Raw genomic sequence first — 11820 nt, 5'->3', positions numbered from 1 at the left:
TCGAAGTATCAAGTTCCCTTGCTTACAGCAGCCGCGCAAGTCACACTGGAAAGTGCGCCCCGCGGAAAAATTACACGCATGGTCTTCATGCCAAGGCTGCCGTATCAGTTCCCGGGAGCGTACGACAAGGAGGATCCAGGTGAGTCCCAAAGGCGAAGCAGGCGGGCTGAAGCAGCCCACGGCTGGTGTTGCTGTGCCAGTGAGCGGTGCCCAGGGCCTCCTGTTCACCGAGGACCTGCCAGTACTGGACGAGGACGCGGGCTACCGTGGTCCTACTGCCTGCAAGGCGGCAGGCATCACCTACCGCCAACTTGATTACTGGGCCCGTACCGGGCTGGTTGAGCCGGCCGTCCGCGGCGCGGCAGGATCCGGCTCCCAGCGGCTGTACGGGTTCCGGGACATCCTGGTGCTCAAGGTGGTCAAGCGGCTCCTCGACACTGGCGTTTCCCTTCAGCAGATCCGCACCGCGGTTGAACACCTGCGGGAGCGGGGCGTCGAGGACCTGGCCCAGATCACGCTCATGAGCGACGGCGCCAGTGTCTATGAATGCACGTCCGCGGACGAAGTCATTGACCTTGTCCAGGGCGGCCAAGGCGTCTTCGGCATTGCGGTGGGACGGGTATGGCGCGAGGTGGAAGGCAGCCTGGCCTCCCTCCCCAGTGAGCATGCCGCCGAACAGTCCTTTCCGGACGACGAATTGAGCAAGCGGCGGGCCGCGCGGAAGATCAGCTAAGCAGTACATATACCTTAAACAAACAGGGCCGCCCTCCAGCTGGAGGGTGGCCCTGTTTGTTGTACAGGCGTTTCAGCGGGTGCGGCTGCGCAGGCCCTTGCCGGCTGCCATCAGATTGGACAGCAGTTCGTCGAACAGTCCTGCCGCGGACTTCGCCGAATCCCCGGGCCAGTGGTGGACGGGGTGGGCGGCGCCCTGGATCTGTTGCCAGTTGGCCTGTTCGGGGATGCGCGGGCTCAGCAGGAGTTCGCCAAACATCGATTCCATTTCCGCCAGGCGGTAGGTGTGCTCTGAAGAGCCGCTGCGGACGCGGTTGGCCACGATGCCTGCCGGTGACAGATTGGGCGCGAACTCCTGCTTGAACAATTGGATGGCGCGCATGGTGCGTTCCGTGCCGGCAACCGAGAACAGGCCGGGTTCGGCGACCAGGGCAACCTTGTCGCTGGACGCCCACGCCATGCGCGTCAGGCCGTTCAGCGACGGCGGGCAGTCAATGAGGACCAGCTGGTAATCCTCGGCGCCGGCGAGCACGGCGGAAAGGCGGCGAAGGTCGCGGCGGCCAAGGTCCGGCCGGTCATAGATCCCCGTGTAGGCAGAGCCGACGGCGACATCCAGCACAGCAGGCCCGGCACCGTTCGACGGGGTGCGGTCAGCCCAGCTGCTGCGGACCACGTTTTCGGCCAGTTTCGCCCTGCGCGGGCTCTTCAGCATCCTGCCGATATCCAGGTGGTCGCCCGGCTGTACGCCGAGGGCTGTGGTGGCGTCGGCGTGCGGATCCAGGTCCACCACCAGCGTGCGTACTCCGGCGGCCAGCGCCGCAGACGCCAATCCTGTGGTGACGGAAGTCTTGCCGACTCCACCCTTGAGGCTGCTGATGCTGACTACTTGCACTTGAGAGACCAAAACCTAACGCCGGATGCCGTGTTGGGAGTAATGTTTGCCTCGGCAGAGCCGAAGCCGGACGGTCCTGCCGCCCTACTCATCATATGTTGATGCGTCGGCGAATCCCGCCTTACCGGGCGTCGGCATGGCACCGACTGTGCTGTCGGGGCGGTTTCCGCCCGCAAGGCTGAAAGCGATCGGGACATGACGGGAAAATCTGTGACTGTTGCCACAAAGATTTGTGTTTGTCCTTGTAGGTCCTAGACACTGTGACCACTCATCAGTCCACCCCGCAATGATGCAGGAGAAGCATGTTTTCCAAAATTCTGGTGGCCAACCGCGGTGAAATCGCGATCAGGGCCTTCCGCGCCGGCTACGAGCTTGGCGCCAAGACCGTTGCCGTTTTTCCCCAAGAGGACCGAAACTCGATCCACCGCCAGAAAGCGGACGAGGCGTACCTGATTGGCGAGGAAGGCCATCCCGTCCGGGCATACCTGGACGTGGCGGAGGTGGTACGGGTTGCCAAGGAGTCCGGAGCGGACGCCATTTACCCGGGCTACGGTTTCCTCTCGGAAAACCCGGACCTGGCACGGGCGGCAAAGGAAGCCGGAATCACCTTCGTGGGTCCGCCCGCCGAGGTGCTGGAGCTTGCAGGCAACAAAGTCGCCGCCCTCAAGGCGGCCCGCGAAGCCGGTGTGCCGGTCCTGAAGTCCAGCGAGCCGTCCAAGGACCTGGACGAGCTCCTGGCCGCTGCCGATGAGATCGGATTCCCCATCTTCGCCAAGGCTGTGGCCGGCGGCGGCGGCCGCGGCATGCGCCGGGTGGATACCCGCGAAGCCCTGCCCGAAGCCCTTAAGTCAGCCATGCGTGAAGCGGATGCGGCGTTCGGTGACCCCACCATGTTCCTGGAGCAGGCGGTCCTGCGCCCGCGGCACATCGAAGTGCAGATCCTCGCGGACGCCGAGGGCAACGTCATGCACCTTTTCGAGCGTGACTGTTCCATCCAGCGGCGGCACCAGAAGGTCATCGAGATCGCTCCGGCCCCCAACCTGGACGAGGGCATCCGCCAGGCCCTTTACCGCGATGCGGTGAAGTTCGCCAAGGCGCTCAACTACGTCAACGCCGGCACCGTCGAGTTCCTGGTCGACACCGAGGGCGAGCGGGCAGGCCAGCACGTCTTCATCGAAATGAACCCGCGCATCCAGGTGGAGCACACGGTCACCGAAGAAGTCACGGACGTGGACCTGGTCCAGGCCCAGATGCGGATCGCCTCCGGCGAGACCCTCGCCGACCTTAGCCTCTCCCAGGACTCCGTCAAGCTGCGCGGCGCAGCACTGCAGAGCCGCATCACCACGGAAGATCCCGCCAACGGCTTCCGGCCCGACGTCGGAAAGATCACCGGCTACCGCTCGGCCGGCGGCGCGGGTGTGCGGCTGGACGGCGGCACGGTCTACTCCGGCGCCGAAATCAGCCCGCACTTCGACTCCATGCTGGTTAAGCTCACCTGCCGCGGCAGGGACTACCCGGCCGCCGTGGCCCGTGCCCGCCGCGCCCTGGCCGAATTCCGCATCCGCGGCGTCTCCACGAACATCCCCTTCCTCCAGGCCGTCCTGGATGACCCGGACTTCATCGCCGGGGATGTGGCCACCAACTTCATTGACCAGCGCCCCGAACTGCTCAAGGCCCGCGTCTCGGCCGACCGCGGCACCAAGCTCCTCACCTGGCTGGCCGACGTCACCGTCAACAAGCCCAACGGCGAACTGACAGTGCACTCCAACCCCGCCCACAAGCTGCCCGACGTCAAAGGCAAGCAGCCGGCGCCGGGTTCACGCCAGAAACTCCTTGAGCTCGGCCCGGAAGGCTTCGCCAGGGCGCTGCGTGAACAAACCGCCGTCGCCGTCACTGATACCACCTTCCGTGATGCCCACCAGTCCCTGCTGGCCACCCGTGTCCGCACGCGGGACCTGGTTGCCGCAGGGCCGGCCGTCACGGCCCTGCTTCCGCAGCTGCTGTCCGTGGAGGCCTGGGGCGGGGCAACGTATGACGTGGCTCTGCGCTTCCTGGGGGAGGACCCCTGGGACCGGCTTGCTGCCCTTCGCGCCGCCATGCCCAACGTCTGCATCCAGATGCTGCTGCGCGGCCGGAACACCGTTGGCTACACGCCGTACCCCGAAGAGGTCACCGAGGCGTTCGTCAACGAGGCCGCAGCCACTGGCATCGACATCTTCCGTATCTTCGACGCCCTGAACGACGTCAGCCAGATGGCACCGGCCATCCGCGCCGTCCGGGCCACCGGCACCGCCGTCGCTGAGGTGGCGCTCTGCTACACCGGGGACATGCTGGACCCGGAGGAGAAGCTCTACACCCTGGACTACTACCTGGGGCTCGCGCAGAAGATCGTCGACGCCGGCGCCCACATCCTGGCCATCAAGGACATGGCCGGCCTGCTCCGCCCGGCGGCTGCAGCCAAGCTGGTTGCAGCCCTCCGGGAACGGTTCGACCTCCCGGTCCACCTGCACACCCACGACACCGCGGGCGGCCAGCTGGCCACGCTCCTGGCAGCCGTCGACGCGGGCGTGGACGCCGTGGATGTTGCCTCGGCGTCCCTGGCCGGAACCACCAGCCAGCCCTCGGCGTCGGCCCTTGTTGCTGCCTTGGCCCACACCCCCCGGGACACCGGCCTCAGCCTGGACGCCGTCAGCTCCCTCGAGCCTTACTGGGAGGCCGTGCGCCGCGTTTACGCACCGTTCGAGTCCGGCCTGCCCGGCCCCACCGGCCGCGTGTACAAGCACGAGATCCCGGGCGGCCAGCTGTCCAACCTGCGCCAGCAGGCCATGGCCCTGGGCCTGGGGGAGCGCTTCGAAGCCATCGAGGACATGTACACTGCGGCCGACCGCATCCTGGGCCATCTGGTCAAGGTGACGCCGTCCTCCAAGGTGGTGGGCGACCTCGCCCTGCACCTGGTGGGCCTCAACGCCGACCCCGCAGATTTTGAGGCGAACCCGCAGAACTACGACATCCCGGACTCCGTGATCGGGTTCCTGTCCGGCGAGCTCGGTGATCCTCCCGGCGGCTGGCCGGAGCCTTTCCGCACCAAGGCCCTTCAGGGCCGGAGCGTGAAGGTCCGCGACGTGGAACTCAGCGCCGAGGACAGCGCCGCGCTGAAGTCCGATTCGAAGACCCGCCAGCACACGCTGAACCGGCTGCTCTTCGACGGGCCCACCAAGGACTACCTGAAGAGCGTGGAGACGTACGGGAACATCTCGGTCCTGGACACCCGTGATTACCTGTACGGGCTCCAGCGCGGCACCGAGCACGAGATCCAGCTGGAGCGCGGTGTCCGGCTGATCGCTTCCCTGGAGGCCGTCTCGGAACCGGATGAGAAGGGCATGCGCACGGTCATGTGCACCCTCAACGGCCAGTCCCGGCCAGTCATGGTGCGCGACCGTTCAGTCGTGAGCAACGTCAAGGCCGCCGAGAAGGCCGATCCCGCCCAGCCCGGCCACGTGGCCGCGCCCTTCGCGGGCGCCGTCACCGTCACGGTCAAGCCCGGCGACGAGGTAAAAGCCGGCGACACGGTGGCAACCATCGAGGCAATGAAGATGGAAGCATCGATTACGACGCCGGTGGGCGGCAAGGTTTCCCGCCTCGCCATCTCCTCGGTGGAGCAGGTCCAGGGCGGCGATTTGCTGCTGGTCATCGAGCAGTAAGCAGCAACAAACGCCAGCGACAGGAAGAGGGCCGCTCCCGATTTGATTGGGAGCGGCCTTCTCCTGTTCCAAGGGACCAAGCTCGAGTTACGGCAGGCCGGTTCGGTAGTGGGTACAGGCGGGCCGCGGTCCGGCAGCGTGCGTAAAAGGGGCCCCGCGCCCCTGCTCGCCGCGAAGCGGCCTTAGCGGGGCGCGGGGAATAGCACGCAGAGGATCGGGGTCCGCCTCCGCCCCCGGGGTCAGGAACGCGGGGCCGAGTACATTTCCTCGATGACGGTTTCGAAGTCCTTCATCACCTGCGCCCGCTTCACCTTCATGGACGGGGTCAGGTGCCCGGAGGCCTCGGTGAAGTCTGCCGGGACAATGCGGAAGGATTTGATAGCCTCGGCCTGGGATACGGATGTGTTTGCGGCCGTGATCAGGTCCTGCACCGCTGCCTTGACCACTGGATTCGAGGCGGCCTGCTCCAAGGTGGTGTCGGCCGGAAGTCCGTGGCGCTGGAGCCAGCCCGGGAGGGCTTCCTGGTCCAGGGTCACCAGGGCCCCGATGAAGGGCCTGTTGTCGCCCACCACCAGGACCTGCGACACGAGGGCGTCGGCGCGGATCTGGTCTTCAAGCAGCGCGGGGATGACATTCTTGCCGCCGGCGGTGACGATGATCTCCTTCTTGCGGCCGGTGATCCAGACAAAGCCATCATCGTCCACCCGGCCGATGTCACCGGTATGGAACCAGCCATCGGTGAACGCCTCCGCCGTGAGGTCTTCCCGCCGGTAATAGCCCCGCATGACGCAGACTCCCTTGGCGAGGATCTCGCCGTCGTCGGCAATCTTCACGGCGTTCCCCGGCAGGGGCTTGCCCACCGAGCCGATCTTGATCCGTGACGGCGTGTTGACCGTGATGGGTGCCGTGGTTTCGGTGAGACCGTACCCCTCCAGCACCTGCAGGCCGATGCCCTGGAAAAAGTGTCCCAACCGCTCGCCAAGGGGGCCGCCGCCGGACACCGCGTGGGCAACGTGCCCGCCCATGGCGGCGCGCAATTTGCCGTACACCAGTTTGTCGAACAGGGCGTGCCGGAGCTTCAAACCCAGGCCGACGCGGCCGTCCTGCCGGGCTTTGGAAAACGCGATGGCGGTTTCGGTGGCGCGGTGGAAGATGGCGCCCTTGCCGCCGTCCTCCGCCTTGGTCAGGGCTGAGTTGTAGACCTTTTCGAAGACCCTGGGCACCGCCAGGATGAATGTGGGCTCGTAGCTTTGCAGGTCGGCCAGGAGGTTCTTGATGTCCGGTGTGTGGGCAACGGTGGTTCCGGCAGCCATGGCCAGCACCGAGATAAAGCGGGCAAAGACGTGGGCCAGCGGCAGGAACATGATGGTCTTGGCGTTCTCGTGGACTATTTCGCCGATGATGGCCAGTGCGTTGTCCGAGAGTTCAACGAAGTTGCCGTGCGTGAGTTCACAGCCCTTGGGGCGCCCGGTGGTTCCGGACGTGTAAATGATCGTGGCAACGTCTTGGAGGCCGGCTGCACTTCTGCGTGACTCCAGTTCTTCGTCACTGACATCGCGGCCTGCCTCGCGGAGGCTGTCCAGGCCTTGGCCCTCAAGCTGCCACACATGCTGCACTGCCGTTAGTCCTTCGGCGGTGACGGCCTGGCGGATGACGTTCTCGTGGTGGGCGGACTCGCCGAAGGCGGCCACAGCGCCCGAATCGCCAAGGTTCCAGGCAACCTGGGAAGGGGAGGAGGTTTCGTAAATGGGCACCGACACGGCCCCGGCGAACCAGATGGAGAAGTCGACCAGAGCCCACTCGTAACGGGTCCGGGACATGATGCCGACGCGGTCACCTGTTCCGACTCCGCTGGCCATGAGCCCCTTGGCCAGTGTCTTCACGTCGGCAAGGAACTCCGTGGCAGGCACATCGCGCCACGAGCCTGCGGCGTCGAGCCGGGAAAACAGTGCCGGGTTGCTGGGCTTGGCCGCCTGCCGCAACACCAGATCGGTGATGTTGGTCTCGGGTGGGACAACAACCAGGGGCGGAACACTGAATTCGCGCACTATAGCTCCTTTGATATCTGAAGTCCCGCGCAGGGGTTTGCCTAAAGACTAGTACCCCTGCCGGAACTGTGCAGTACACAAACCTACTGGCGAGTAACTTAGCCGTCAATGGGAGCGGCATGCGGGGCGTATATGTCAAGACAATCATTCCGCCCGCCTAGAATGGTGCACTATGTACGGACCCTTGTCCGGCGATCAGGCCGGCCCCCTCAAAAGACCAGCGCCCTGGCGCCGCCGTCCCGCCACATACCGGGCCGGGCAGCTGCACGGTGGTGTCGGCGGGCACCTTCGCCTTGGCCGCAAGGGACTTGCCATCGGGATCGACATCGGGGGAACGAAGGTGGCGGCGGGCGTGGTGGACGCCGAAGGCAGGATCCTCAATGAGGCACGGCGGTCCACCCCGGGGACGGATCCGCGCGCGGTGGAGCAGGTCATCGTGGAACTGGTGGAGGAGCTGGGCCGGGGGCACCGCATCTGGTCAGTGGGCATCGGAGCTGCCGGGTGGATGGACCTGGCCGGTGGAACCGTGCTTTTCAGCCCGCACCTTGCCTGGCGCAATGAACCGCTGCGCGAGAACCTCCAGCGGCTCCTGCGCCGTCCGGTGCTGCTGACCAACGACGCCGATGCTGCGGCCTGGGCCGAGTGGCGCTTCGGTGCGGGGCAGGGGGAGGACCGGCTGGTTTGCATCACGCTGGGCACCGGCATCGGGGGCGCCATGGTGATGGACGGCAGGGTGGAACGCGGCCGGTTCGGCGTGGCAGGGGAGTTCGGCCACCAGATCATCGTGCCCGGCGGCCACCGGTGCGAGTGCGGCAATCGCGGATGCTGGGAACAGTACGCGTCCGGCAACGCCCTGGGCCGGGAAGCCAGGCTCCTCGCCCGGTCCAATTCGCCGATGGCCCAGGACCTGCTGGCAGCCGTGGGCGGACATCCCGACGCCATCACCGGAGCCGTCGTCACCGAACTTGCCCTGGCCGGAGATCCCGCGTCACGGGAGCTGATCGAGGAAGTAGGCGAATGGCTGGGCCTGGGGCTGGCCAATCTGGCGGCTGCGCTGGACCCGGGCCTCTTCGTTATCGGCGGCGGGCTGTGCTCAGCCGGTGACCTGCTGGTGGAGCCGGCCCGCAAAGCGTTCGCCCGGAACCTGACGGGCCGCGGCTTCCGCCCGGCTGCAGGAATAGAGTTGGCCGCACTTGGCCCCAACGCCGGGCTCATCGGTGCCGCAGATCTATCGCGGGTCAGCAGCCGCGTCCGCAATTGACAACGGCGGCAGGTCGGCGGGAAGGACGCTAAACCCTTGCGCCGTCGTCGTCCCCGTTCTTCTCCTGGGGCAGTTTCATGATCAGGTACACGGTTCCAAGCACGAACGCGGCAACAATGCCGACGATGGCGAGCAGGGGCGCCGCGCGCCAGAACATCGCCGACAGCAGCAGTGCCACCGGTCCGCCCACCGCCCCAAGCCAGGCCAGCATGGTCAGGGGGTCGGCGCCGGCCAGGCTGGGCGGCTCCTCCGGCACGAACTCCCCGCCGTCGTCGTCCACCTCATAGTCCCGCGGTCCCTCCGGGGATTCCTGCGCGGCATCCTGCCCGCCCGCTGCCGCCTGGCGCTGCGCCGCGGACAATTCGGCGGGCGGTGCCCCCGCCAGGCCTAGGGGGTCGAAATCGCGGAAGGCGGACTGCGTCGGCTTTTCCGGTGCAGGTTCCGTCTCCGCCGGCAACTGTTCCCCGGGCGTCGGGGAATCGGGGCGAAGGGCCACCGTGTCCGATTCGAGCCGTGCCACCAGGTCCAGCCACACGGCGTCGTCCTGGTTGGCGCCCTGGTCCGGCTGCCCGGAATCAGGCCTGTTCACTGCGGACCTCCCGTCCCGGTCCCGCCGGCCCGGACTCCAGCACGCGCCGGACAAAGTCCACCGACCCTTCAAAGATACGGTCGGCGTCGTTGTCCAGGGTGGCGACGTGGTAGCTGTTCTCAAGCCGGACCACTTCCAGGGGAGCGTTGGCCAGCCCGCGCCGCAGGACATCCATGCTGGCATCGGACACCACGTGGTCCACAGTTGATCGGTACACCTGGACAGGCGCTGTAACGCGGGGGAGGAGCCGGACGGTGTCCTTGAACATCTTGTTGAGCTCGTGGGCTGCGGCCACAGGGGTGCGGGCATACGCGCCCTCGTCCACCCCGGCTTTGAGGATGTCATTGCCAATGGACGGGGTGCTCTTCAGGACCAGCTTGAGGAGTCCGGCCAGCGATGCACGGGGATCATCAATGACGAGGCCGGGATTGACCAGGAGCACCCCGGCGACGGGGCGGGTAGCGGCGAGGCGCAGGGCCAGCGCTCCGCCCATGCTCAGGCCGGCCGCAAAGACCTGGTCGCACTCGGCGTCCAGTTCCAGGAAGGCGTCGTCCAGGGCACCGTGCCATTGCTGCCAGCGGGTCCGGGCGAGGTCCTGCCATGTGGTCCCGTGGCCTGGCAACAGCGGCATCCGGACGGCGAAACCGGCCTCGGCGAATGCCATGGCCCAGGCACGCAGGCCATGGGGGCTTCCCGTGAAGCCGTGGGAGAGGACAACGCCGGTGCGGGCCCCTTCGCCGCTGAAGGCGCTGCTGAAGGGGCTGTGGTCCGGGCCGGACGTCATGTCGTCTCCAAGGTGCTGGTTCGGCGGGCGTGGGCGGCGACGAAATTTGCCGACCCGGCGAAAATTGCGGGCGCGTCAACGTCCAGAGTAGCCACATGTCCGCTGCTGGCAAGGTCGGTCACGTCTGTGAGGTTCCCGCCCAGCGCTTTGCGCAGCAGCGCCAGCGAGGTAGGCGGAACAACTGCATCGGTGCGGGACTTGAAGACCTGCACGGGGGCGTCCACGCCCGGCAGCCCGCGCACCGCTGCCCCGAAGAGTTTCTTGAGCTCATGCACGGCAGCCAGCGGAGTCAGTGAATAGTCGCCGTCGTCCGTCGCTGGTGCCCCGGTCTGGTCCTCCTGGAGCGGGACGGTGGTCCGCTGGAAGTACTTAAGGAGGCCGATGATCCGCACCCGCCGGTCATAAAAGCTCAGGCCCGGGTTGACCACGCTCACCCCTGCGACGGGGTGGCGGGACGCCGCAAGCAGTGCGATGGCGCCGCCCATCGACAGGCCGGCCGTGAAGCAGATGTCGGTCCGCCCTGCCAGCTCGAGGAATGACTCCTCGTAGCTGCGGTACCAGTCCTTCCAGCCGGTCCTGGCAAGCTGGCGCCAGTCCGTGCCGTGGCCGGGCAGGAGGGGGACGGACACGGCATACCCCAGCTCCGCCAAGTGCTGCGCCCACGGCATGATGCTCAGCGGGCTGCCGGTGAATCCGTGGCAGATGGCCACTCCAATGCGGGCATTGGCGCCGTGCCCTGGATAGCTGAAAGCGGCCGGACGGGACGGGGTGCTGCTTTCAGTCATGACTCCATCGTGTCACTGTTCCAGCCAAATCTCACTAGAGTAGGGTTGCATTGAATCGCTGGCCAGGCCCGATGCAGGGCCTGGGGGCTGCCTTCCGGAGAGGTTCACCACGTGTTCTATTGGGTCATGAAAAGGATCTTCCTCGGTCCGGTGATCAAGCTGCTGTTCCGGCCGTGGGTCAAGGGCCTGGACAACATTCCGGCGCAGGGGGCCGCCATCATCGCCTCCAACCACCTGTCGTTTTCCGACTCAATCTTCATGCCGCTCATGGTGCGGCGGCCCGTGGTCTTCCTGGCAAAGTCCGAATACTTCACTGGCACGGGAATCAAGGGCAGGCTGACGGCCGCGTTCTTCCGCCTCACCAACCAGCTGCCCATGGACCGGTCCGGAGGCGCTGCCTCCGCCGCGTCCCTGAACGCCGGCATGGAAGTCCTCAACGCAGGCGGACTGCTGGGCATCTACCCCGAAGGCACCCGCAGCCCGGACGCGCGCTTGTACCGCGGCAAGGTGGGCGTGGCCAGGCTGGCCCTGGAGGCCGGGGTCCCGGTGATTCCGGTTGCCATGATCGGCACCGACAAGGTCCAGCCCATCGGCAAGCGGCTGCCCAACATCCGAAGGATCGGGATGATCTTCGGTGAACCGCTGGATTTCAGCCAATACCGGGAGCAGGCGGAGGACAGGACGGTCCAGCGGAAGGTCACGGATGACATCATGACGCACCTGATGAAGCTGTCCGGGCAGGAATACGTGGACGAATACGCCGCCGTGGTGAAGCTCCGGCTCGCCGGCAAGGATGGAGAACCCGTGGCCGCTGCCGAGCCGCTTGCCGCCCCTGTGGCGTCCGAAGGCATGTTTGTCCAGGACGCCGGTTCCGGCCGTCCGGCCGCCGGGCACTCCGGTGCCGGGGACGGCGCCGTGGAGGACGACGCCGGCACGTCAGCGGCAGGGTAGCGGAACCTTCCGATGGACGCGCCACGGTTGTGACGGCGACAGCGGGCAGCGTGACGGCCCGGTGCCCGGCGGTGCCG

9 protein-coding genes are annotated in these 11820 nt (G+C 66.7%); 4 read left to right on the top strand and 5 right to left on the bottom strand.

Going from position 1 to position 11820, the window contains the following annotated elements:
• Positions 1 to 139: 139 nt before the first annotated feature.
• Complete coding sequence (locus tag ASG86_RS06435; RefSeq protein ID WP_018763528.1) at positions 140 to 733, top strand: MerR family transcriptional regulator; 594 nt, start codon at positions 140 to 142, stop codon at positions 731 to 733.
• 72 nt (positions 734 to 805) lie between these two features.
• Here ASG86_RS06435 and ASG86_RS06430 read toward each other — a convergent pair whose 3' ends face one another.
• Complete coding sequence (locus ASG86_RS06430; protein ID WP_056331726.1) at positions 806 to 1624, bottom strand: ParA family protein; 819 nt, start codon at positions 1622 to 1624, stop codon at positions 806 to 808.
• Positions 1625 to 1926: 302 nt separating this feature from the next.
• On the opposite strand from ASG86_RS06430, the gene ASG86_RS06425 reads away from it, so the two are divergent.
• Positions 1927 to 5325: a pyruvate carboxylase gene (locus ASG86_RS06425; protein WP_056331724.1), complete on the top strand. Its 3399-nt coding sequence runs from the start codon at positions 1927 to 1929 to the stop codon at positions 5323 to 5325.
• Positions 5326 to 5564: 239 nt separating this feature from the next.
• Here ASG86_RS06425 and ASG86_RS06420 read toward each other — a convergent pair whose 3' ends face one another.
• Positions 5565 to 7373 (bottom strand): AMP-dependent synthetase/ligase, encoded by a 1809-nt coding sequence (locus ASG86_RS06420; protein ID WP_056331722.1) that lies wholly within the window; start codon positions 7371 to 7373, stop codon positions 5565 to 5567.
• A gap of 172 nt (positions 7374 to 7545) precedes the next feature.
• Between ASG86_RS06420 and ASG86_RS06415 the strand changes: the two genes are divergently transcribed.
• Entirely contained in the window at positions 7546 to 8634 is a 1089-nt protein-coding gene (locus ASG86_RS06415; protein ID WP_235565112.1) for an ROK family glucokinase, read from the top strand.
• A 28-nt stretch (positions 8635 to 8662) separates the two neighbouring features.
• Here ASG86_RS06415 and ASG86_RS06410 read toward each other — a convergent pair whose 3' ends face one another.
• From ASG86_RS06410 to ASG86_RS06400, 3 genes are read right to left on the bottom strand one after another with little or no spacing between them, the layout of a single operon-like run.
• Positions 8663 to 9223, bottom strand: coding sequence for a hypothetical protein (locus ASG86_RS06410; RefSeq protein ID WP_056331720.1), 561 nt, complete (start codon positions 9221 to 9223; stop codon positions 8663 to 8665).
• A complete protein-coding gene (locus ASG86_RS06405) occupies positions 9210 to 10007 on the bottom strand; it encodes an alpha/beta hydrolase (RefSeq protein ID WP_056331718.1) in 798 nt (265 codons plus the stop codon). The genes ASG86_RS06410 and ASG86_RS06405 overlap by 14 nt, the downstream gene beginning before the upstream one ends.
• Positions 10004 to 10792: an alpha/beta hydrolase gene (locus tag ASG86_RS06400; protein ID WP_056331716.1), complete on the bottom strand. Its 789-nt coding sequence runs from the start codon at positions 10790 to 10792 to the stop codon at positions 10004 to 10006. Before ASG86_RS06400 ends, ASG86_RS06405 begins: the two co-directional genes overlap by 4 nt.
• Before the next feature lie 111 nt (positions 10793 to 10903).
• Here ASG86_RS06400 and ASG86_RS06395 point away from each other — a divergent pair, with 111 nt between their 5' ends.
• Positions 10904 to 11743, top strand: coding sequence for a lysophospholipid acyltransferase family protein (locus ASG86_RS06395; RefSeq protein WP_056331713.1), 840 nt, complete (start codon positions 10904 to 10906; stop codon positions 11741 to 11743).
• Positions 11744 to 11820: the final 77 nt, after the last annotated feature.

Source organism: Arthrobacter sp. Soil764, assembly GCF_001428075.1.
Classification (GTDB): Bacteria; Actinomycetota; Actinomycetes; order Actinomycetales; family Micrococcaceae; genus Arthrobacter.
Note: the sequence above shows the minus strand (reverse complement) of the source record. Positions and strands in the feature narration are given on the sequence as shown.

What these genes read in the sequence shown, in the direction of transcription:
- ASG86_RS06425 (WP_056331724.1), top strand. Translation starts at nt 1,927, where the DNA reads ATGTTTTCCAAAATTCTGGTGGCCAACCGCGGTGAAATCGCGATCAGG.
- ASG86_RS06415 (WP_235565112.1), top strand. Translation starts at nt 7,546, where the DNA reads ATGTACGGACCCTTGTCCGGCGATCAGGCCGGCCCCCTCAAAAGACCA.
- ASG86_RS06405 (WP_056331718.1), bottom strand. Translation starts at nt 10,007, where the DNA reads ATGACGTCCGGCCCGGACCACAGCCCCTTCAGCAGCGCCTTCAGCGGC.
- ASG86_RS06400 (WP_056331716.1), bottom strand. Translation starts at nt 10,792, where the DNA reads ATGACTGAAAGCAGCACCCCGTCCCGTCCGGCCGCTTTCAGCTATCCA.